This window comes from Nocardiopsis xinjiangensis YIM 90004 (assembly GCF_000341145.1).
Classification (GTDB): Bacteria; Actinomycetota; Actinomycetes; order Streptosporangiales; family Streptosporangiaceae; genus Nocardiopsis; species Nocardiopsis xinjiangensis.
The window spans coordinates 48,861-70,293 of sequence record NZ_ANBE01000011.1 but is presented as its reverse complement, the minus strand read 5'-3'; the positions used below and the strand labels follow the sequence as shown (position 1 = coordinate 70,293).

At 70.1% G+C, this 21,433-nt stretch carries 17 protein-coding genes; 8 read left to right on the top strand and 9 right to left on the bottom strand.

Going from position 1 to position 21,433, the window contains the following annotated elements; translation table 11 throughout:
• The first annotated feature begins 13 nt into the window (after positions 1 to 13).
• A complete protein-coding gene (gcvP, locus tag D473_RS0107615) occupies positions 14 to 2,908 on the top strand; it encodes an aminomethyl-transferring glycine dehydrogenase (RefSeq protein ID WP_026126706.1) in 2,895 nt (964 codons plus the stop codon).
• A gap of 151 nt (positions 2,909 to 3,059) precedes the next feature.
• Entirely contained in the window at positions 3,060 to 4,316 is a 1,257-nt protein-coding gene (locus D473_RS0107610) for a tetratricopeptide repeat protein (protein ID WP_017608485.1), read from the top strand.
• Between the two features lie 63 nt (positions 4,317 to 4,379).
• Here the strand turns inward: D473_RS0107610 and D473_RS0107605 are convergent, their stop codons facing one another.
• The 4 genes from D473_RS0107605 to D473_RS0107590 all read right to left on the bottom strand — a co-directional run bounded on the left by D473_RS0107605 (position 4,380) and on the right by D473_RS0107590 (position 8,231).
• Positions 4,380 to 4,568 (bottom strand): DUF5999 family protein, encoded by a 189-nt coding sequence (locus tag D473_RS0107605; RefSeq protein WP_017608484.1) that lies wholly within the window; start codon positions 4,566 to 4,568, stop codon positions 4,380 to 4,382.
• Between the two features lie 214 nt (positions 4,569 to 4,782).
• Positions 4,783 to 6,150: a threonine/serine exporter family protein gene (locus tag D473_RS0107600; RefSeq protein ID WP_017608483.1), complete on the bottom strand. Its 1,368-nt coding sequence runs from the start codon at positions 6,148 to 6,150 to the stop codon at positions 4,783 to 4,785.
• 493 nt (positions 6,151 to 6,643) lie between these two features.
• Positions 6,644 to 7,339, bottom strand: coding sequence for a LuxR C-terminal-related transcriptional regulator (locus D473_RS0107595; protein ID WP_026126704.1), 696 nt, complete (start codon positions 7,337 to 7,339; stop codon positions 6,644 to 6,646).
• An 88-nt stretch (positions 7,340 to 7,427) separates the two neighbouring features.
• Positions 7,428 to 8,231, bottom strand: a complete 804-nt coding sequence (locus D473_RS0107590; protein ID WP_017608481.1) for a RecB family exonuclease — start codon at positions 8,229 to 8,231, stop codon at positions 7,428 to 7,430.
• A 139-nt stretch (positions 8,232 to 8,370) separates the two neighbouring features.
• Between D473_RS0107590 and D473_RS0107585 the strand changes: the two genes are divergently transcribed.
• Complete coding sequence (locus D473_RS0107585; protein ID WP_017608480.1) at positions 8,371 to 9,504, top strand: site-2 protease family protein; 1,134 nt, start codon at positions 8,371 to 8,373, stop codon at positions 9,502 to 9,504.
• A 19-nt stretch (positions 9,505 to 9,523) separates the two neighbouring features.
• Here the strand turns inward: D473_RS0107585 and D473_RS0107580 are convergent, their stop codons facing one another.
• Both D473_RS0107580 and D473_RS0107575 read right to left on the bottom strand, forming a co-directional pair.
• Positions 9,524 to 9,997, bottom strand: a complete 474-nt coding sequence (locus D473_RS0107580; RefSeq protein WP_017608479.1) for a hypothetical protein — start codon at positions 9,995 to 9,997, stop codon at positions 9,524 to 9,526.
• 27 nt (positions 9,998 to 10,024) lie between these two features.
• On the bottom strand, positions 10,025 to 11,296 hold the full coding sequence (locus tag D473_RS0107575) for a helix-turn-helix domain-containing protein (RefSeq protein ID WP_017608478.1): 1,272 nt from the start codon (positions 11,294 to 11,296) through the stop codon (positions 10,025 to 10,027).
• A 251-nt stretch (positions 11,297 to 11,547) separates the two neighbouring features.
• Here D473_RS0107575 and D473_RS0107570 point away from each other — a divergent pair, with 251 nt between their 5' ends.
• Positions 11,548 to 11,853: a hypothetical protein gene (locus D473_RS0107570; RefSeq protein ID WP_017608477.1), complete on the top strand. Its 306-nt coding sequence runs from the start codon at positions 11,548 to 11,550 to the stop codon at positions 11,851 to 11,853.
• 24 nt (positions 11,854 to 11,877) lie between these two features.
• On the opposite strand, the gene ppgK is transcribed toward D473_RS0107570, so the two are convergent.
• Positions 11,878 to 12,627 carry a polyphosphate--glucose phosphotransferase gene (gene ppgK, locus D473_RS0107565; protein WP_026126703.1) on the bottom strand — a complete coding sequence of 250 codons (750 nt, stop codon included), beginning with the start codon at positions 12,625 to 12,627 and terminating at the stop codon, positions 11,878 to 11,880.
• A 206-nt stretch (positions 12,628 to 12,833) separates the two neighbouring features.
• On the opposite strand from ppgK, the gene D473_RS0107560 reads away from it, so the two are divergent.
• The 3 genes from D473_RS0107560 (at position 12,834) to dop (ending at position 17,641) form a co-directional block, all read left to right on the top strand.
• Positions 12,834 to 13,793, top strand: coding sequence for a tRNA (adenine-N1)-methyltransferase (locus D473_RS0107560; protein ID WP_017608475.1), 960 nt, complete (start codon positions 12,834 to 12,836; stop codon positions 13,791 to 13,793).
• A 397-nt stretch (positions 13,794 to 14,190) separates the two neighbouring features.
• Entirely contained in the window at positions 14,191 to 15,960 is a 1,770-nt protein-coding gene (gene arc / locus D473_RS0107555; RefSeq protein WP_017608474.1) for a proteasome ATPase, read from the top strand.
• Between the two features lie 163 nt (positions 15,961 to 16,123).
• A complete protein-coding gene (gene dop / locus D473_RS0107550; RefSeq protein WP_017608473.1) occupies positions 16,124 to 17,641 on the top strand; it encodes a depupylase/deamidase Dop in 1,518 nt (505 codons plus the stop codon).
• A 91-nt stretch (positions 17,642 to 17,732) separates the two neighbouring features.
• Here dop and D473_RS0107545 read toward each other — a convergent pair whose 3' ends face one another.
• Entirely contained in the window at positions 17,733 to 18,884 is a 1,152-nt protein-coding gene (locus D473_RS0107545) for a S1 family peptidase (RefSeq protein WP_017608472.1), read from the bottom strand.
• Positions 18,885 to 19,326: 442 nt separating this feature from the next.
• Positions 19,327 to 20,475, bottom strand: a complete 1,149-nt coding sequence (locus D473_RS0107540; RefSeq protein WP_017608471.1) for a S1 family peptidase — start codon at positions 20,473 to 20,475, stop codon at positions 19,327 to 19,329.
• A gap of 648 nt (positions 20,476 to 21,123) precedes the next feature.
• Here D473_RS0107540 and D473_RS0107535 point away from each other — a divergent pair.
• Positions 21,124 to 21,327, top strand: a complete 204-nt coding sequence (locus D473_RS0107535; protein WP_017608470.1) for a ubiquitin-like protein Pup — start codon at positions 21,124 to 21,126, stop codon at positions 21,325 to 21,327.
• Positions 21,328 to 21,433 lie beyond the last annotated feature (106 nt).

The following is a 21,433-nucleotide window of genomic DNA, read 5'->3' as shown; positions in this document are numbered from 1 at the left end:
CCAGGAGGTCTCCGTGCCAGAACAGCCGCCCCACGTCCATGGCACCCCCGCGAGGGTGTTCGCCGACCGGCACATCGGCCCCGACCCGGCCGAGACCGAGGAGATGCTCAAGACGGTCGGCCACGGTTCCACCGCCGAGCTGATGGCCGCAGCCGTCCCCGAGTCCATCCTCACCGGTCCCGGGCGTCAGGCTCCACTGGACCTTCCCGAACCGGCCGGAGAGGCCGAAGCCCTCACTGAGCTGCGTGGCCTTGCCGAACGCAACCAGGTCACGACCTCGCTGATCGGGCGCGGCTACTACGGCACCCACGTCCCGCCGGTCATCCTGCGCAACATCCTGGAGAATCCGGCCTGGTACACCGCCTACACCCCTTACCAGCCCGAGATCTCCCAGGGCCGCCTCGAAGCGTTGCTGAACTTCCAGACCGCGGTCTCGGACCTGACCGGGTTGCCGGTCACGGGCGCCTCCCTGCTCGACGAGTCCACCGCCGCGGCCGAGGCCATGACGCTGGCCCGCCGCGCCACCAAGGTCAAGAGCAACGTCTTCGTCGTGGACTCCGACCTCTTTCCCCAGACCCTGCAGGTCCTGCGCACCCGGGCCGAACCCCTCGGCATCGAGGTCGTGGTCGCCGACCTCTCCAAGGGTCTGCCCGACGGTGAGGCCTTCGGTGTACTGGTGCAGTACCCGGCCTCCTCCGGTGCGGTACGCGATCCCTCCGAGATCATCGCTGCAGCGCACGAGCGCGGAGCCCTGGCCGTCGTGGCGGCCGACATCCTCGCCCTGACGCTCCTGCGCAGCCCCGGCGACCTCGGCGCGGACATCGCGGTCGGCTCCACCCAGCGTTTCGGTGTCCCGCTCGGCTTCGGTGGACCCCACGCCGGCTACATGTCCGTCGGGGAGAAGCTGCGACGCCAGCTCCCGGGCCGCCTCGTGGGTGTGTCCGTCGACAACAGCGGTCGCCCCGCTTACCGCCTGGCCCTGCAGACCCGCGAGCAGCACATCCGCAGGGAGAAGGCCACCAGCAACATCTGCACCGCCCAGGTGCTGCTGGCCGTCATGGCCGGCATGTATGCGGTCCACCACGGCCCCGATGGCCTGCGCGCCATCGCCCGCCAGGTCCACACCCACGCCGCCGCGCTGGCCGACGCCCTCACGGACCGCGGTTTCGAGGTCGTGCACGAGGCCTTCTTCGATACCCTGCGCGTGCGCGTGCCCAGCTCGGTCCAGGTCGTGGAGTCGGCTCTGGAGCGCGGCTACAACCTCTTGGCCGCCGACGACCGCACCGTCGGTATCAGTATCGACGAGACCACCACGGCCGCCGACCTCGAACAGGTCGTGGCTGCCTTCGGCGAGGCCGACCGCGCCGCCGCCAAGGCCGCCCCGGTCGTGGACGAGAGCGCCGACCGCGTCCCCGACCCCCTGGCCCGGGGCGTGGACTACCTGACCCATCCGGTCTTCAACACCCACCGCAGCGAGACGGCGCTCCTGCGGTACATGCGCCGCCTCTCCGACCGGGACCTGGCACTGGACCGCACGATGATCCCGCTGGGTTCGTGCACCATGAAGCTCAACTCCACCACGGAGATGGAGCCGATCACCTGGCCCGAGTTCGGGTCGCTGCACCCCTTCGCCCCGCTCGACCAGGCCGACGGCAGCGTCCAGATCGTCCGCGACCTGGAGGCCTGGCTGGCGGAGGTCACCGGCTACGACGCGGTCTCCCTGCAGCCCAACGCCGGTTCCCAGGGCGAGCTGGCCGGGCTCCTGGCCATCCGCGGATACCACCGCTCCCGGGACCAGGCCCACCGCGACGTGTGCCTGATCCCCAGTTCCGCGCACGGCACCAACGCCGCCAGCGCCGTCATGGCCGGTATGCGCGTGTCCGTGGTCGCCTGCGACGACGGCGGCAACGTCGACCTGGACGACCTCGCGGCCAAGACCACCGAACACGCCGACGACCTCGCCGCGATCATGGTCACCTACCCGTCCACGCACGGGGTGTTCGAGGGCACCATCACCGAGGTGTGCCGCATGGTCCACGAGGCCGGCGGTCAGGTCTACATCGACGGCGCCAACTTCAACGCCCTCCTGGGCTGGGCCAAGCCCGGCGAGTTCGGCGCCGACGTCAGCCACCTCAACCTGCACAAGACCTTCTGCATCCCGCACGGGGGCGGCGGCCCCGGGGTGGGCCCGGTCGCGGTCCGCTCCCACCTGGCCGGGTTCCTGCCCAACCACCCCGGCCAGCCCGACGCCGGCCCGCACACCGGGGTCGGCCCGGTCTCGGGCGCCCCGTTCGGTTCGGCCGGGATCCTGCCGATCTCCTGGGCCTACGTGCGGATGATGGGGGAGGAGGGCCTGCGCTCGGCCACCGAGATCGCGGTGCTGTCCGCCAACTACCTGGCCAAGCGCCTGGAGCCCTACTTCCCGGTCCTCTACACCGGGGCCGGCGGCCTGGTCGCGCACGAGTGCATCATCGACCTGCGCCCGTTGCAGAAGGCCACCGGCATCAGCAACGAGGACGTGTCCAAGCGCCTGATGGACTACGGCTTCCACGCGCCGACCATGTCCTTCCCGGTCAACGGCACGCTCATGGTCGAGCCCACCGAGAGTGAGGACCTCGCCGAGCTCGAGCGTTTCGTGCAGGCGATGGTCGAGATCCGCCACGAGATCGACAAGGTCGCTTCGGACGAGTGGGACCGTGAGGACAACCCGCTGGTCAACGCCCCGCACACCGCGGAGATGCTCACCGCCGAGACCTGGGAGCACGGTTACAGCCGTGCCGAGGCCGCCTACCCGCTGCCGTCCCTGCGCCAGGACAAGTACTGGCCGCCGGTGGGCCGCATCGACCAGGCCTACGGCGACCGCAACCTGGTCTGCTCCTGCCCGCCGCCCGAGGCCTTCGAGATCTAGGCCCTGACCGGTTGACGCAGCACCGGCCCGAACCACAGGGGGCCGCCCACCCGGGCGGCCCCCGTCGTGTGTCCGCGGACGCCGGGGGCGCCCGCGTTACAGTGGGCCCCACACCCGCGCTCCCGACGAGCCCCCATCGAAAGCGGTAGGAATGACCACCACGCCCGGATCACACGCGCGTTCCGGCGCCCCCGAGCCGCCCGAGGCCTCCGACCCGGAGGACCACCCCGCCGACAGCCCCGCACCGGGCACCGAGGACGCAGCGGACCTGTGCGACCAGGCCCAGGACCTGGCCGAGAACGGGCACCTCAAACGCGCCGCCGAACTCTACGAGCGCGCCGTGGCCGCCGACCCCCGCCCCCGCGTGCAGGCCCGGTCCCTGCTGGGGCTGGCCGTGGTCCAGGACCAGCGCGGCGACCTGGCCGCCGCACGCGAGGCCGCACGCCGCGCGGTCTCCACCGGTGACGACCGTTTCGCCCCGCGCGCCGCCCACCATCTGGCCCTGTCCCTGGAACTGGAGGGCCACCACACCGAGGCCGAACGCGCCTGGCGCAGTCTGCTGGAGATCGGCGGCCCCGCCCACACCGCCGTCGCGCACTACGGGCTGGCGCGTGAGGCGGAGGGCAGAGGAGAGCACGACAGGGCCGAGGAACACTGGGAGGCGGTGCTGACCCTGCCTGCCGTCTCCGCCCCCATCAGCCGTCTGCAGGCCGACACCGTGGTCGAGGCCGCCCGGGATCTGGCCGGACGGCTGCTGGAACGCGGACTGCCGGGGGCCGCGGCCGCAGCGGTCGAACGCGGGCTCTCCCTGGCCGACGACCCCGCACTGCGCCTGCTGCGGGCCGCCGCCCACCTGGAACACGCCATCGCGGACACGGGCGCGATCGTCGACGCGGCCGACACCACGGACCCGGACGTGCCGCGGCCCGGGGCAGACACCTCGGGTGCTGCGGTGGAACTCCTGGCCGGTCTGCTGGCGCTGCGCGGCGACCCCGAGGCCTCCGCCCGGGCCTGGCGGGTGGGTCTGGACAATCGTGACGCCGAGACCGTCGACCACGTACGGCACCGCTTGCGCCGGGGGTTCGCGATCCCGGAGGAGGAACAGGAGGAGGGCACCGGCAAGCCCTGGTGGGAGCCCTATCTGGAGGAGGCCGTGGCCACCGACAGCGCCCCTGCCTTGGCAGGAGAACTCTTCGCCGTCCTGACCCAGATGCACAACACCATCGGGGTCCCGGTGGCCGAAGGAGAGGTACGTCCCGCCACGTTGCGCGAGGCGATGGAGGGGGCACTGCGCGCCCCCAGCGACCTGGTGTGGGGGCAGGACGTGCACGCCGACTTCCGGCGCAGGCTCACGGAGGCGATGGGCGGCCAGGACGTGCTGCCCGAGGGCTGGCCCGACCGGGCCTGACCCCGGGCAGCGGTACGGCAGATGCCGGACATCCCGGGGCGGGGTGTCCGGCGGTCTCCTCCCTCAGGCCGCGACGCGGGGGCGGTGGGGGGCCACCACGGCCCCGTCCGGCAGCAGCTCCCCGGTGTCGTCGAACTGGACGACACCGTTGCAGAGCAGGCTCCAGCCCTGCTCCGGGCGGCTGACGACGACCCGAGCGGCCTCGCGGTCGACGTCCTCGAAAGAGGGACAGGCAGGTTCGTGGCTGCACATGGGAACGCCTTTCGGTCAGGTGCTCTTCTTCGAGCTGACGCCAAGAGTAGTGGTTCACATCACAGGCTTGGGCGGGTTTGGGATCGAATGCAGCGGCACCATGGCTGTCGTTCGCTCTCACCCGGTGAGACGGTGCAGGTCACGGCCTGGTTCTGGCCCGATGCGGACAGAGAGAACACGCCGCTTCGCACCCGCTCCGAAGACGTGTGGGGCCTCAGTGGCCGCCGCGCGTCCGGCGGGCCGCCGGACGGCTGCGCATGCCCGCACCGGCCAGACCGCCACGCTGGAAGGCCCGCATGAGTTCACCACCGAGGTTGACGCCCGCACCCAGGGCCAGGCCCACGGCGACCGCCTCCACCAGGCTCAGCAGTCCGGCGACCATGGTGCCCTGCGTGATCTCGATCAGCCCCCGGTACAGGATGCTCCCGGGCAGCAACGGGGCGATGGAGGGGATCAGGTACGGCAGGACCGGCCGCCTGGTGCGCCGCGCCAACCAGTGCCCGACCACACCCACCGCCACGGCCCCGGCGACCGTGCCCATCAGCTGCGGCACATCGAAGATCGAACGCATACCCGCGTAGATCACCCAGATCATCACACCCATGATCCCGATCGCGGGCAGCATCCGGGGCGGCACCGCCAGCGAGATCGCGAAGGTCATCGCGATGCCCGCGGCGCCCACCAGCACCCAGGGATCCATCGACGTGCCGGCCGTGGGCAGCTCGTCCAGGTTCACGCCCAGCCCCAGCCGCGCCGCGATGTAGGCCACCGCACCCACGCCGGAGACGATCGCGCCCAGGGTGAAGAAGGTTTCCAGCAGGCGTGCGGTCGCGGAGACGTAACTGCCGCTGACCCCGTCCTGGAGACTGGCCACCAGCGGGCGGCCCGGCAGGAGCGCCATGATGTTACCGGTGATGATCGCCCCGGCCTGGAGCCCCAGATCCAGTTCGATACTCACCCACAGCAGCCCGATACCGATCGTGGCGGCCACCACGGCCGCACCGACCATCTGGTAGAACTCCGCCACCCCGCGCCTGGCCATGACTACCGAAGTGCGGTCGCCCAGCACCGCGGCCATGAAGGCCACCGCCGCGACGATCAGCCCGCCTCCCATCATCACACTGGCGCTGGTGGCGATGAGCCCGAACCCGACCACGATGCCCCAGTTGGGGTAAGGCATACGTGCACGCTGGATCTGCTTGAGCCGCGCGGTGGCGTCCTCCACCTCCAGCAGCCCCAGGGCCGACTGCTCCACCAGCGTGTGCAGTTCGTTGACGCGGAAGTAGTCCAGGGTGCGCCGACGCACCACCCGCTCACCGGTGATCGGTGGCTGGTCCCCGCCCGGGTGTGTGGACAGGGAGATGTTGGTGAAGGTGACCGAGACCTCCGAACTGGGCAGTTCGAAGGCCACCGACAGGCTGAGCATCGCCTCGCTGACGGCCTCGGTGCTCTCACCGCTGGCCAGCATGAGCTCGCCCACCCGCAACACGAGGCTGATCACCCGTGCGTCGGGCAGGTCGGGGGTCTCGTCCAACCCGTCCGGCGACAGTTCGCTCTCGTGCGCCGCCCGCCAGTCCCGCATCCTGCTGAGCAAGCGGTCCTCACTCGGCGGCAGCGGCCTGCCACGCCTGTTCGGCATGCCCGTCTTCTCCGTTCCCTCCTCGCCTGTACCCCCGCGGTGGTCAGAGCGATCTTCACAGCCCCTGAGGGGACGCCACAAGTACGGCACGGGTTCGCCGACCGCGGGGGCAGGCGCGGGTGAGTTCGATCACGGGTCCGTCCTGCCGAGGTCCGTGGGCCCCGACAGCGACTCGCCATGTGTTCAGCCGAGTCTAGCGAGGAACCCCGGGCGTGGACTTCAGGCCCGGGAGAAAACGCTTCTCGAGGCTTGCAATGTATTCCCCGACCACGCCGAGCGGAACGCTTCCCACGACCTCGCCACCCGCGGCGAGAGTGTGGAACGCGGGGCGCGGGCCATAGGTCCCTGCCATCCCGTGCTCAGGGGTGGTCGGACGGAGGAGTCCACCCGGAAGCCGCTCGGGCGCCACCTCCGAGCCCGGCCCTTCAAGGCCGGGTCAAGGCGACCGATGGTCGGCGTGTCCCTCACCAGGGCGTACGAGCCCCGTCTCGTAGGCATGGATGACCGCCTGCACGCGGTCGCGCAGCCCCAGTTTGGTCAGGATGCTGCCCACGTGCGACTTGACCGTGGTCGAACCCACGAACAAGTGCGCGGCGATCTCGGCGTTGGACCACCCCCGCGCCAGCAGACGCAACACCTCCCGCTCGCGCCCGCTCAACGGGTCCCGCGGGGCGGGCCCCTGCGGCTGGTTCGAGGGCAGCAGGGGGACGAACTCGTCCAACAGACGGTGCAGGAGCAGAGGCGGCAGTACGGCCCCGCCCCCGGCCACCACACGTACGGCCCACACCAGGTCCTCCGGAGGGGCGTCCTTGAACAGGAAGCCGATCGCACCCGCGCGCAACGCACCGTGCAGATGCTCCTCCAACGCGTGCGAACCCAGCACCAGGACCCCAACACTGTGTCCGAGCGGCCGCACCCCTTCGAGGACCCCGCGGATCGCCCGGGCCCCGGCAGGCCCGCCCATGAGGTCCATGAGCACCACGTCCGGTATCAGGGAACGGGCCTCCCTCGAAGCCTCACGGGGGCCGGAGGCCTCACCCACCACGGTCATGTCGGGCGCCGACTCCAGGATCATCCGCAGACCGGCGCGCACGAGGGGTTGGTCATCGACCAACAGAACAGAGACGGACACACGGCGATTGTGCCGCATCACGGGCTCCGCCGGGACCGATTCGCCCCTGGACCGGTGCATAGTGCCGTATCAGCCCTGCCCGGCCCGCTCAGGCCGTGGGCAAGGGGGGAGGGGTGCCACCGAACTCCGGGCACAGAGCCTGGTGCTCGCACCAGCCGCACAACTTGCTGGGCTTGGGCGACCACTGGCCGGTGCGCCCGGCCTCCTCGATGCGCGCCCAGATGTCGGAGATCTCCGCCTCCGCCGCGCGCAACTCCTCCTCGGTGGGGTCGTACCAGCGCACGGCGCCGTTCCCGCCCAGGTAGACCAGCTGCAGCCGGCTCGGCACCACACCCAGGTCACGCCAGATCATGACCGCGTAGAAGAAGATCTGGAACTTGGCCTTGTCCTCGAACCGCGGGTGCGGCGACTTACCGGTCTTGTAGTCCACCACCCGGATCTGCCCACCGGGGGCCACGTCGAGCCGGTCGACGTAACCGCGCAGCCGCAACCCTGTGGGCAACGACACCTGCAGCCGCATCTCCTTCTCGCGCGGCTCCAGGGAACCCGGGTTCTCCAGCTCGAAGTAGCGCCGCACCAGCGCCCGCGCCGACTCCAGCCACTCCTCGAGCTCCTGCTCGCCCTCGAAGAGCGCCTCCACCTCGGGATCGGACTCGCGCAGCTTCTTCCATTGCGGGTCCACCAGTCCCACCGCCGTGCGCGGGGTCCGGCTCTCGGCCGGCAGTTCGTACAGGCGCTCCAGGCACGCGTGCACCAGAGTGCCCCGCAGCGCCGCAGGGCTCGGCGACTCGGGCAGCCGGTCGATGGTGCGGAACCGGAACAGCAGCGGGCACTGCAGGAAGTCGGAGGCGCGCGAGGGAGACAGGGCGCTCGGCAGCGGCACGGTCGTCATGGTTCCAGCCTAGGCCGGGCCCGGAGCGGGGCGAGCCGTGCGGGGCCGCACCGGGGGCCTCATACCCTGGAACCCGAGAACCACGGCGGCGGGGGGAACACACAGTGCGAGCGGTCACCGACGACGCGGGGGAGCGGCGATGAGCGCGAGGTCCTCGGCGGCCCGGGGCGGTCCCGGTGTGGTCCTCTTCCGGCCCTTCGGCATCCCGGTACACGTGACCGCCTCCTGGCTCATCGTGGCCGTCCTCATCACCCTGGTCTACGGCCAGCTCGTGGAGGGCCGCCTCTTCCTGGGGGCCGGTTCCTACGTGCTCGCGTTCGTCTTCTCGGTCCTGCTGTACGTCTCGGTCCTGGTGCACGAGCTCGCCCACTCGGTCGTGGCCCGCGCCTACGGGCTCCCCGTGCGGCGCATCGTGCTCTACGTTCTGGGCGGGGTCTCCGAGATCGAACGCGAGGCGCCCACCCCCGGGCGTGAGTTCTGGATCGCCTTCGCCGGCCCGGCCCTGTCCCTGCTGCTGGCGGTCGGTTTCTTCGGCCTGTCACTGCTCACCGATCCCTTCAGCGTGACCGGTGAACTGCTCTTCCAACTGTGGCTGGCCAACATGCTCGTGGGGGCGTTCAACCTCCTGCCCGGGCTGCCGCTGGACGGCGGCCGGCTGCTGCGCGCCGGCGTGTGGAAACTGACCGGGCGCCCCTTCACCGGGAGCGTGGCCGCCGCCTGGGGCGGGCGGATCCTGGCCCTGTTCGTGGTCGCCCTGCCGCTGCTCGCAGCTTGGTCGGCCGGGGGATCGCCGAGCCCGTGGGCCCTCGTCTGGGGGCTGGTCCTGGGCGGTTTCATGTGGATGGGCGCCGGTGAGTCCCTGCGCGCCGCCCGCGTGCGCGCCCGCGTCCCGGGCCTGCGGGCCAGAGCCCTGGCCCGGCCCGCCGTGCTGGTACAGACCGAGACACCCCTGGCCGAGGCAGAACGCCGTGCCGAGCAGGAGAGCGCCGAGGCGATCGTGGCCGTGGACTCCGCCGGTGTGCCCGTGTCGATCGTGCACCCCTCCGCCGCCGAGGCCATCACCGCCGCCCGCCGCGCCTGGGTGCCCGTGTCCAGCCTGGCCCGGGCCGTGACCGAGGACTCCGTGGTCCGGGCCGACCTGGAGGGCGAGGAGCTGCTCACCGCCCTGACCTCGCACCCCAGGTCCGAGTACTTGGTGGCCGGCCCCGAAGGCACCGTCCTGGGCGTGCTGCGTGCGCGCGACGTCAACGACGCCATGGGCGGACGCGCCTGAGCGAGCGGGCCCACCGTGCTCAGCGGTGGGCGCCCTCGGGCCAGAGCACACTGACCGGCCTCGACAGCGCACGCGCGTGCGCGACCACGTCCGCGGTACCGCCCGGGCCGCGCGCGGGTTCGCCGTCCCAGACCGCCACCAGCCGGTCGCAGCGCTCCACCAACAACCGCCCCGCGCTCATGTGCGCTTCCGAGGTCGATTCCCGGTGCTCCAGCTCGTGCACGAGTACCGCACGCGAGAACAACCGGTCGTAGACGGGGTGGTGCTCCCGCGGAAGGGCTTCGCGGTACCCCCGGGCCGGGACGATCACCTCCAAGGGGGCACCCGCTGCGACCACGGCCTCGGCGAAAGCGGTGTCGGGGCCGTCGGCCAGGCAGGAGAGCCCCACCATCTCGCAACCGTGCGGTCCCAGGTGTTCACGCACCATCGCGGCCGCGGCCGCGTCGACGTCGGGGGGCAGATGCCGGTGACCGGTGATACCGATACGGATCACATGATCTCCTCGGGGGTTGCGGATCTTCTACCCAGCGGCGGTACCCCTTACGAGGGCTTGCATCCGCCGGTCGAACTCGCGCACGCAGCGTGCACCCGGCCCGTGGTAGGCGCGCCGGAACGAGCGCACCCGGGCCACCAGCCGGCGCGAATCGAAACGTAGCCCGGTCGAGAGCGCCTCGTCCACCAACCGGAAGGCCTCCTCGACCTCACCGGCGTCCACGTGCGCCGAGGCAAGCTCCACCTGCAGCAGGGCCGACTGCTTCGCGCTGGCCGGGCGCCGGGCGTGGGCCTCCTCGAAAGCCTTGCGTGCCTCCTCGGGCCGGTGCAGGCGTACCTCCACCTTGGCCCGGGTACCGGCGACCTTGGCGTGGTCGAAGGCGAACACCCATGGCCAGGGCGGATCGGTGTTGCCGGGGCGGTCGACCTCTTGGCCCGCGCGCCGGACCGCCCGTGCCGCCGCTGCCCGGTCGCCCACCCCCGCGTACGCCAGCGCTCCCGTGCACGACAGCCAGGCCCGCGCGGTCGGGTGGGCACTGCGTCCGAGCACGTGTTCGGCCTCGTGCACCAGCGCCAACCCGAGCTCGGGGTCCTGGGCCACCTCGATCTCGAAGGCCGCCAGTGACCCGAGCATGTACACGTCCAACAGGCGTATGCGGGCCTGTCGTGCGCGGACGACGGCGTTGCGGTAATGCGTGCGGGCCGTCTCGGTCGCCCCCTGGTCGGCGTGCAGCCACGCGACGAACCCGGAGGCCTCGCTCGCGGCCGCGCTCAGGTCCGTGCGGAACGGTGTCCCGTGCGCGTTCACGAGCATTTGCTCGGACAGATGCACGTGCGCGGCAGCACCGGGCAACAGGTGCCGGGCGGAGGACGAGGCGTCCATCCGCCGCTGCCCACTGGTGATGGTGCGCAACGCCGGCGCGGTCGACTCGTCCACGGCGCTCTGCTCTTCGGCCCCCGACGGCCCTCCGACCGTCAGGAGCGCGCCCGCGGCCACGGCACGACCGAAATCACGGCGTCTCGTGAGGTCCACCCCCTTCGTCCCGCCCGCTCCGAACACGGCCGGGCCTTCCCCCGAGGGAGCGCCGCCGAAGCGCAGCAGATGCAACGGAACACCCAGGCGTCCGGCCACGTCCTGGATCTGGTCGACGGTCAGCGACTGTTGGCCGTTGATCACACGCGAGACCCAGCTCTGGGAATAACCGGCGGCGCGGGCCAGGTCGCCCTGCGACCACCCGCGTGCCGTGCGCACGCCCTCGAGGACCGCGGCCATGTCGCAGGTGGCCAGGGCGGCCGCCATCGAGGGACGTGACCACAAGTCCGTCGGAAGAACGCTGTCTGGTTGGGGCATGAGCTTAGATTAGGGATTCCGGGCGGCCTCGGTGGCTATGAGTAAAAAATAAATCCCGATGCATGATCCGCATAGCCGGGTGTTCGGGTGCTCACTGTGCGAGAGAATAAGTGGTGAGGCCGGTTCCGTTCGGTGTGCCGGCCGCGACAACGACAGCACCCAGTCCGGCACGGCCGGACCGACCACCGCGGGAGGCCTCCGTGAGTGCCCAGATCTCGGACCCGGCCGGGCACGCCCTGCGCGGGCTCGCCGTCGAACTGCGCTCTCGCGGTGTGGAGGCCACCGAGGACGGGGAGCGCGGCCTGGTCGTGGTCCCCGGGGCCCCCGCCGGTCACAGCAGCGCCCTGCTGCGGCCCCACCGGGGCGACCTGTGGTGGTGGATCCGCCGACCGATCCAGGACGGTGTCCCCCCGGCACCGTCGGGGATCCCGTTGGCGCCGGCGCACCGCACCTCCCACGTCGCCGGGAGGATCGCGGGCGCTCCGGCGTCCGGCGGTGCTGTCTGAGCGCGCCCCCTTTCCCCGCGCTCGTCATCCGACCGCGAGCACGGCACCGATGATCCCGGCGGTGTTGCGCAGCTGAGCGGGCACGATGGGGGTGCGCAGCTCCAAGTACGGCAAGAATTCGGAGGCCTTGCGGCTGACCCCGCCGCCGACCACGATCAGGTCCGGCCACAGCAGGTCCTCCATCATCCGGTAGTAGCGCTGGAGGCGTTCGGTGGCCCAGGCGCGGTAGCTCAACCCGTCCCGGTTCCTCGCTCCGGAGGAGGCCCGCGTCTCGGCGTCGTGGCCGTCGATCTCCAGGTGACCGAACTCGGTGTTGGGGATCAAGCGCCCGTCCACGACCAACGCGGTGCCGATGCCGGTGCCCAGCGTCGTCAGCAGCACGACCCCGGACGTGGTGCGTGCGGCCCCGTGGTGTGCCTCGGCCAGAGCGGCCGCGTCGGCGTCGTTGAGCATGCGCACCGGCCGTTCCAGGAGCCGGGAGAACAGGGTCGCGGCGTCGGTGTCCACCCACGAGCGGTCGACGTTGGCGGCCGTGCGCACCACGCCGTTCTGCACCACACCGGGGAAGGTGATCCCCACGGGTCCGCCCGCCGCCTCGGGGAAATGCCCCGCGATCTCCCCGACCACCTCGGCCACCGCCCGGGGAGTGGAGTGCGCCGGGGTGGCGTACCTGACCCGCTCGGCGAGGAACGCGCCGGTGTCCGGATCCACCGGCGCACCCTTGATCCCGCTGCCGCCGATGTCGATGCCCAACCGGGGCCTGCGCTCTGACATGGGTCCGTCGTCTCCTGTGGTCCTCGTGTACTGTGCGGTGTCCACCGCCCGCTGGTCACCGATCCTGCCTCGCGGCGGCACCCTTCGCACCCCCGGTGCGTATCGCTCGTCGCGGCTGTCACCGGTGTGGTCGGTGCGGTACCGGCGTGCCGATACTCTGGGCGACTGCCCTTGACCACACCCGACGCGGGAAGACGAGAGCGACGTTGACCGGTATCCATGGCCGCCGCGGCCCCTTCACCGACGGCGACACCGTGCAGTTGACCGACCCGAAGGGCCGGATGCACACCATCACCCTGCGCGAGGGTGGCGCCTTCCACTCGCACAAGGGCCGCATCGCCCATGACGATCTCATCGGCGAACCCGAGGGCAGCGTCGTGCAGTCCAACACCGGAACCGCCTATGTGGCGCTGCGGCCGCTGCTCATCGACTACACCCTGTCCATGAAGCGCGGCGCGACCATCGTCTACCCCAAGGACGCGGCGCAGGTCCTGGTCGAGGCAGACATTTTCCCCGGCGCGCACGTGGTGGAGGCAGGCGCCGGTTCGGGGGCGATGTCCAACTGGCTGCTGCGTGCGGTCGGCGAGCACGGCACGGTCTCCTCCTACGAGCGCCGGGCCGACTTCGCCGAGATCGCCCGCAAGAACGTGGAACGTTTCCACGGGGGCCCGCACCCGGCCTGGAAACTGACCGTGGGCGAGCTGGGCGAGGCCTTGGAGGACACCGACGTCGACCGGTTCTTCCTGGACATGCTCGCCCCTTGGGAGAACCTCGACGCCGTCGCCCGGGCCCTGCGCCCCGGCGGCCTGGTCTGCTGCTACGTCGCCACCACGACCCAGCTCTCCCGTGTCGTGGAGGACCTGCGCGAGGACGAGCGTTTCTACGAGCCGCGGTCGTGGGAGACGATGCTGCGCACCTGGCACGTGGAGGGTCTCGCGGTGCGCCCGGACCACCGCATGATCGGCCACACCGGTTTTCTCGTGGTGGCCCGCCGCCTGGCCGACGGTGCGCAGGCACCCGACCGCCGCAGGCGCCCGGCCAAGGGTGCCTACGGCAAGGACTACGAGAAGGCCAGGGCCGCCGAGCGCGGCTCAGAGGAAAGTGCCGCACCCGGGACCGCGGCGCCCGCGGGTGAGGACTCCGAGGGCGGCGTCGACCGCGCCTGAGGCCCGTGGCCGTTAACGGTCAGCGGCGGGGAGTGTCCGCATGCTGATACCACACCCGTGACGCTGTTCCGCTCTTCGGCCACCGCCATCCCGCAGGAACCCTCTGCCACCTCGGCAACGGCCCCGACGTGCCCGCGGCGCGCCCGGGGCCGTTGGCGTGCCCGCCTCCCGGTACGGGCGCTCTGACGTGCGGGGAAAGCGCATCCGAGCTTGACGCGGTGGTGCCCTTGAACAGGCGTCGAGGTTACGTTCTCATTACGTCGGGTGATCGGCTACCAGTCTGACCTGGGCCGACGCAAGATCTGAAAATGAGTGCTACGACACTCGCCGAGCCTGGGAGGTTAGGAAAGGGGCAGGGGTAGGTAGGCTCCCGAGTAGTCGTCCTTCTCATAGGGAGGTGGCGGACGTGGCCGAGCGCGACGACGAGCGCCAGAGCGACCAGGACCGTGAAGTCGCCGAACTCACGGCCCAGGTCTCCTACATGGAAAAAGAACTCAGCGTGCTTCGGCGTAAGCTCGCCGATTCCCCCCGACATGTACGCCTGCTGGAGGAACGGCTGAGGGAGGCGCAGACCGACCTCGCCGCGGCCAACAGCCAGAACGAGCGACTCGTCTCCACGCTCAAGGAGGCGCGCGAACAGATCGTCGCTCTCAAGGAGGAGGTCGACCGCCTCGCCCAGCCCCCGTCGGGCTTCGGTGTCTACCTCGGTTCGCGCGAGGACGAGACCGTCGAGATCTTCACCAACGGCCGCAAGATGCGGGTCAGCGTCAGCCCCTCGGTCGACGTGGAATCCCTGCGCCCCGGCCAGGAGGTCATGCTGAACGAGGCCTTCAACATCGTTGAGGCCGAGGACTTCGAGACCGTCGGCGACGTCGTCATGCTCAAGGAACTCCTCGAGGACGGCGAGCGCGCGCTGGTCATCTCCAACCACGACGACGAGCGCATCATCCGCCTCGCCGAGCCCCTGCGCGAGGAACCCCTGCGCGCCGGCGACTCCCTGCTGCTGGAGACGCGTTCCGGTTACGCCTACGAGCGCATCCCCAAGTCCGAGGTCGAGGAGCTCATCCTCGAAGAGGTCCCCGACATCGCCTACACCGACATCGGCGGCCTCGGCGGGCAGATCGAGATGATCCGCGACGCGGTCGAACTGCCCTACCTGCACAAGGACCTCTTCTACGAGCACCAGCTGCGCCCGCCCAAGGGTGTGCTGCTCTACGGTCCTCCCGGCTGCGGGAAGACACTCATCGCCAAGGCGGTGGCCAACTCCCTGGCCAAGCAGGTCTCCGAGCGCACCGGCCGCGACGTCGGCAAGAGCTTCTTCCTCAACATCAAGGGGCCGGAGCTGCTCAACAAGTACGTCGGTGAGACCGAGCGCCACATCCGCCTGGTCTTCCAGCGTGCCAGGGAGAAAGCAGGCGAGGGCACCCCCGTCATCGTCTTCTTCGACGAGATGGACTCCATCTTCCGCACCCGCGGTTCCGGTGTCTCCTCCGACGTGGAGAACACCATCGTCCCGCAGCTCCTCAGCGAGATCGACGGTGTGGAGGGTCTGGAGAACGTCATCGTCATCGGCGCCTCCAACCGTGAGGACATGATCGACCCCGCGATCCTGCGGCCGGGCCGGCTCGACGTCAAGATCAAGATCGAGCGCCCCGACGCCGAGGCCGCGGGTGACATCTTCGCCAAGTACATCACCGACAACCTGCCGTTGCACGACGAGGACCTGGCCGAGCACGGCGAATCGCGCCGGGCCACCGTCGACGCGATGATCCAGCGGGTCGTCGAGCGCATGTACACCGAGGAGGAGGAGAACCGCTTCCTGGAGGTCACCTACGCCGACGGTGACAAGGAGGTCCTCTACTTCAAGGACTTCAACTCCGGCGCGATGATCGAGAACATCGTCGACCGGGCCAAGAAGATGGCGATCAAGGACTTCATCGACAACCAGTCCAAGGGGCTGCGGGTCTCCCACCTGCTCCAGGCCTGCGTCGACGAGTTCAGTGAGAACGAGGACCTGCCCAACACCACCAATCCGGACGACTGGGCGCGCATCTCCGGCAAGAAGGGCGAGCGGATCGTCTACATCCGCACCCTGGTCTCGGGGAAGAAGGGCGCCGACTCCGGCCGTTCCATCGACACCGTCGCCAACACCGGCCAGTACCTGTAAGCACGGTTGTACGAGGCCCGGGAGGGCCGGCCGCACCGCGGCCGGTCCTCCTGTGTGCGCGGCCCTGGAGGAGCCCGGTGACAAAACGCCCGAGAAGGCGGCACTTAGGCCACAATTACCGCTGAAGCGTTCAAGATCGGCCCCGGGCGGATAGCCTCTCAGCATGAGTGTGCGGCGGATCATGGGTATCGAGACCGAGTACGGCGTTTCCGTGCCAGGCAATCCCGGGGCCAACGCGATGGTCACCTCGACGCAGGTGGTCAACGCCTACCTGGCTGCTTCGGCCGCCCGGGCGCGGCGAGCCCGCTGGGACTTCGAGGAGGAGAACCCGCTGCGCGACGCACGCGGTTTCGATCTGGCGCGCGAGGCGGCCGATCCCACCCAGCTCACCGACGAGGACCTGGGACTGGCCAACGTCATCCTCACCAACGGGGCCCGGCTCTACGTCGACCATGCCCACCCCGAGTACTCGGCGCCCGAGGTGACCAACCCGCGTGACGCTGTGCTCTGGGACAAGGCGGGTGAGCGGGTCATGGCCGATGCGGCCGCCAGGGCGGCGGCGACCCCGGGCATCGACCCCATCCATTTGTACAAGAACAACACCGACAACAAGGGTGCCTCCTACGGCTGCCACGAGAACTACCTCATGGACCGGGCCACCCCCTTCGGCGACATCGTGCGCCATCTGATCCCGTTCTTCGTCTCCCGGCAGGTGGTCTGCGGGGCCGGCAAGGTCGGCCTCGGCGCGGACGGGCAGGGGTCCGGGTTCCAGCTGTCCCAGCGCGCGGACTTCTTCGAGGTCGAGGTCGGGCTGGAGACCACCCTGAAGCGTCCCATCATCAACACCAGGGACGAACCCCATGCCGACCCCGACCGCTACCGGCGCCTGCACGTGATCATCGGCGACGCCAACATGAGCGAGACCTCCACCTACCTCAAGCTCGGTACCACGGCGCTGGTGCTGTCGATGATCGAGGACGGGTTCCTCTCCCAGGACCTGACCCTGGACTCCTCCGTCCAGGAGCTGCGCCAGATCTCGCACGACCCCGGGCTCACCCACCGGGTGCGCCTGCGTGACGGCCGGCGCATGAGCGCGCTGGAACTGCAGGGCGAGTACCTCGACCAGGCCCGCAAGTACGTCGAGGAGCGCTACGGCAGCGACGTCGACGCCGACACCGCGGACGTGCTCGACCGGTGGGAGCGGGTACTCACCGTCCTGGGCAACGACCCCATGGAGCTGGCGGAGGAGCTGGACTGGGTCGCCAAGCTCAAGGTCCTGGAGGGCTACCGCAGCCGGGACGGGATGGAGTGGTCCCACCCCCGGTTGCAACTGGTCGACCTGCAGTACTCCGATGTGCGGGCGGACAAGGGCATCTACAACCGCCTCGCCCACCGGGGGCGGGTGCAGCGCCTGCTCGAGGAGAACGAGGTGACCCGGGCCATCACCGAACCGCCGGAGGACACCCGCGCCTACTTCCGTGGCCGCTGCTTGGACAAGTACGCCGACTCGGTGGCGGCCGCCTCCTGGGACTCGGTCATATTCGACCTGCCCGGGCACGACTCCCTGCAGCGGGTGCCGACTCTGGAACCCCTGCGCGGCACACGGGAGTACGTGGGCGATCTGCTGGACGCCTGCGACACCGCCGAGGAACTGGTTTCGGTGCTCACCGGCCGCGGCTGAGACACACCAGGAGCGCCCCCGTCCGTGCCATGAGGGCATCGGGCGGGGGCGCTCTGTGTGACCGGCGGGGGACCCCGGTCACCTCAGGGGATCAGGTGCTCAGGTTCAGGTTCCAGGAGTTCAGCATGGGGTTGACCTCCTGGTAGTAGGTTGTGCCGCCCCAGGTGCAGTCGCCGGAACCGCCGGAGGTCACGCCCTGGGCCTGGCTGCCGGAGATGAAGGAACCACCGGAGTCACCGGGCTCGGCGCACACGTTCGTGCGGGTCAGGTCGTAGACGGTGCCCTGCGCGTAGTTCACGCTCTGGCCACGGGCCTCGATGGTGCCGCAGTGCCAACCGGTGGTGGAACCGGAACGGCACACCTGCGAACCGATGGGGGCCTGGCTGGAACCGGAGACGGTCGCGTTGCCGCCGGAGTTGTAGCGGCTCACCAGGTTGGTCAGGTTGAAGTTGGACGTTCCCCGCACGAAGCCGGCGTCGTTGCCGGGGAAGACCGACTGCTCGAAGACACCGCTGCCGTTGCCGATACTGACCGAGGAACCGGTGCTGCCGCAGTGGCCGGCGGTGACGAAACCGGGCTGGCCGGAGGAGTTCGTGGCGGCGAAGCCGACCGAGCAGCGGCTGGCCCCGTTGATGTTGTAGGCCAGGCCGCCGATGATGTCGGCGAAGACCTCGGGGGCCTGGTCGGTGGACTCCACCCGCACGTCCTCGGGCGAGACCCCCGCAGAGGAGAGCAGGGCGTCGACGTCGGCGTCCGCGCCCTCCAGGGTCTCGATCACCACGGTGTCGTTCTCGACGTCCGGGTACCAGCTCACGACACCGTCCTGGGCGCCGGCGCCGTCGAGGTCGGAGACGAGATCGGCCAGTCCGTCGAGACCGTGCTCGACCACGGAGGCCTCCGCACCGGCGGCCTCGACGCCGGACACGGCGGCATCGTCGGTGACCAGCACGGTCAGGGCGTGGGTGTCGGTGTCGAAGAGCGAGCCGCCGTAGTGTTCGCCCGCGGCCTCGGTGGCCTCGGCGTCCACGTCCAGGGCGCTCTCCTGGGCATCGATGAGGTCGGTGGCCTCGGCGGGGTCCAGACCGAGGTCGCGCTCGAGGGCCTCGGCCATGGTGGTGGCCTCGGCCGGTTCGGTGGGGGTCTGTGGTGCGGGTGCGGCGCCGGCGGTCGGTGCCATAGCCACGGACATGCCGAGGGCGAGGGCGCCGGTGCCGATCGCGGAGATGATGGGGGAGGCTCGCATGTGCCCTGTCTCCAAAGGGGGATGAGCGGGGGATTCGCAGACCGTGCCCGGAGGGGACACTGTCTCCGTCCGGGGGCGGACGGTGCCCGCCCCCGAAGTTCACCGATACATTCGGTAAACGATTCCCGACTATAGGTCGACACTCTGAGTAGGGAAAGACCTGTTTTCCCATTGATCATTCAGGGGTGAAGCCCGCGCTTCGGAACGTGAGTATTTTCCCGTAGCACTCGGTGATCGGAAGTCTCCCTACCTCACCGTTCTGATGCCGAACGCTCACCCAACGTGCAGCCGGTCGCCGTGCAAGGGGCGCAACGTGTCCGGATTCGGACACCGGGAACCGGGAACCGGGCCCGGACACGCAGAACCCCCGCCCGCGCAGTGCGCGGACGGGGGCGAGGTGAACGAACCCCGGACCGTGGAACGGAAGCGAGGTCGGAACCGACTAGCTGGTGACCAGGTCCAGGCCCCAGGTGTCCAGGGCCGGGTTGATCTCCTGGTAGTAGGTCGTGCCACCGCTGGAGCAGTTGCCCGAGCCGCCGGAGGTCATGCCTTGGGCCTGGTCGCCGGAGATGAAGGAGCCGCCGGAGTCACCGGGCTCGGCGCAGGCGTCGGTGCGGGTCATGTCCTCGACCGTGCCCTCGGGGTAGCTCACGGACTCGCCGCGGGCCTCGATGCTGCCGCACTCCCAACCGGTGGTGGAGCCGGAACGGCACACGGCCGAACCGATCGGGGCCTCCTCGGAGCCGCCGACGGTCTGGTTGCTGCCGTCGTAGGTGTTGACCAGGTTGGTCACGCCCCAGTTGGAGGTGGAGGAGACGAAGGCCGCGTCGTTGCCCGGGAAGATGGACTCCTCGAACACGCCGGACCCGCTGCCGTCCTCGCTCGTGGCGGAGGTGCCGACCGTGCCGCAGTGGCCGGCCGTCACGAAGCCGTCGTTGCCGGAGCTGTCGGTGGCCGCGAAGCCGATGGAGCAGCGGCCGCCGCCCATGGTGAAGGCGTCGCCGCCGACGATGTCGGCGTAGAGCTCGGGGCTCTCCTCGGTCTGCTCGACCTCGACGGCAGAGGTGTCGACGTCCGCGCTCTCGACGAGGCTCCGCGCGGCGTCGGCGTCGTTGGCCTGGATCACGACGGTGTCGTTCGCGACGTCGGGATACCAGCTCACGACGCCGTTCTCGCCGCCGGTGTCGTCGAGGGCGTCGATGACGCCGGTGAGGGCCTCGTGGCCGTTCTCGACGACCTCGGCCTGGGCGCCGACGGCCTCGACCTGCTCGGCCGCCTGCGCGTCGGTGACGTTGACGGTCAGCTCGAGACTCTCGGTGTCGAAGAAGGAGCCGCCGTAGTGGTCACCGGCTGCCTCGGCTGCCTCGGCGTCGATCTCGAAAGCCTCGGCCTGGGCGTCCAGGAGTTCCTCGGCCCCGAACGGGGTGAGGCCGAAGTCGCGCTCGAGGGCTTCCTGCATGGTGGCGGCCACGTCGTCGGTGGACGGCTCGGCGGGGAGTGTGGTCGCACCCGCGCTGGGGGCGACGGCGATCGACATGCCCAGCGCCAGGGCGCCGGTGCCGATCGCGGAGATGATGGGGGAGGGTCGCATGATCCCTACTCTCCTCGGGGGTATGGACGGGTTCTCGGGGCGGCCGACCGGGGGAGGGCCGCTTCCGAAGGAGCCCCGGGGGTGGGGCCCCGAAGAAGCCCCGGGGGTGGGGCTTCTGGGGACGTTCACCGAGACGATCGGTAAACGAGCCCACACCATAAGTGCGCACCATGCACAGCGAAAGCCCGTGATCACGGAACAACGTTCATGATCGAGGCAAAGGTCGTTTCATCCGATGGCTGACATTTTGCGGGGGAAAGTCCGGACTTTCCTGACCTCGCGCTTTCCGGGGGCGTGTGGAAGTGATCCACTGATACGGATGGGGGTCAAGGGAAAAGTGTGGCCGGATTCGGCCATGTGCTTCAAGTGCGTGTCGTGACAGGTTCGACACGTATACGCAACCCGCGAGGTCAGTCAGGGTGACTCGCCAGTAACCCCGTGAGGGCCGCGGGTCGGTCCGTCGCCACGGGACCTGGTCCGCACGCGGACACGCCCAGGCGCGCGGGAGCAAAGCGGGAAACAGCATGTAGGCGCTGCGAGGCCGCGCTCCGGTGTAACTAGCGAGTATCGGGCCACGGGAACGGGGTTGAGCGGCCGTGCGTTGGGCCAAGATAAGGGCGAGAGCCCCGAACGGGAGGTAACAACGCCATGGCGACCAAGGACACCGGCGGTCAGAAGCACGGATCACGTCGCGAGGAAGAGGTCGAGGAGACCGAGGCGACCACCGAAACCACCGAACGCGACGCGAACCTCGACGAGGGTGTCGACGACATCCTCGACGAGATCGACGACGTCCTGGAGAACAACGCCGAGGACTTCGTGCGCCAGTTCGTTCAGAAGGGCGGACAGTAGTCCGGGGCGTGCACGGCGGAGGCGCGGCGCAGCAGGGATCCGCCCGGGCATGCCCTAATGTCGTTCCGACCGGCCCCGATGCCGGTCCGGCCAGCACACACAAGGA

Bases quoted from the DNA above. Each gene is read 5' to 3' on its own strand.
- dop (WP_017608473.1), top strand. From the start codon at position 16,124: ATGAGTGTGCGGCGGATCATGGGTATCGAGACCGAGTACGGCGTTTCC.
- ppgK (WP_026126703.1), bottom strand. From the start codon at position 12,627: ATGTCAGAGCGCAGGCCCCGGTTGGGCATCGACATCGGCGGCAGCGGG.
- D473_RS0107605 (WP_017608484.1), bottom strand. From the start codon at position 4,568: ATGTGCAGCCACGAACCTGCCTGTCCCTCTTTCGAGGACGTCGACCGC.
- D473_RS0107600 (WP_017608483.1), bottom strand. From the start codon at position 6,150: ATGCGGGACTGGCGGGCGGCGCACGAGAGCGAACTGTCGCCGGACGGG.
- D473_RS0107540 (WP_017608471.1), bottom strand. From the start codon at position 20,475: ATGCGACCCTCCCCCATCATCTCCGCGATCGGCACCGGCGCCCTGGCG.
- D473_RS0107585 (WP_017608480.1), top strand. From the start codon at position 8,371: ATGAGCGCGAGGTCCTCGGCGGCCCGGGGCGGTCCCGGTGTGGTCCTC.
- D473_RS0107590 (WP_017608481.1), bottom strand. From the start codon at position 8,231: ATGACGACCGTGCCGCTGCCGAGCGCCCTGTCTCCCTCGCGCGCCTCC.
- D473_RS0107535 (WP_017608470.1), top strand. From the start codon at position 21,124: ATGGCGACCAAGGACACCGGCGGTCAGAAGCACGGATCACGTCGCGAG.
- D473_RS0107575 (WP_017608478.1), bottom strand. From the start codon at position 11,296: ATGGCGGCCGCCCTGGCCACCTGCGACATGGCCGCGGTCCTCGAGGGC.
- D473_RS0107610 (WP_017608485.1), top strand. From the start codon at position 3,060: ATGACCACCACGCCCGGATCACACGCGCGTTCCGGCGCCCCCGAGCCG.
- D473_RS0107545 (WP_017608472.1), bottom strand. From the start codon at position 18,884: ATGCGAGCCTCCCCCATCATCTCCGCGATCGGCACCGGCGCCCTCGCC.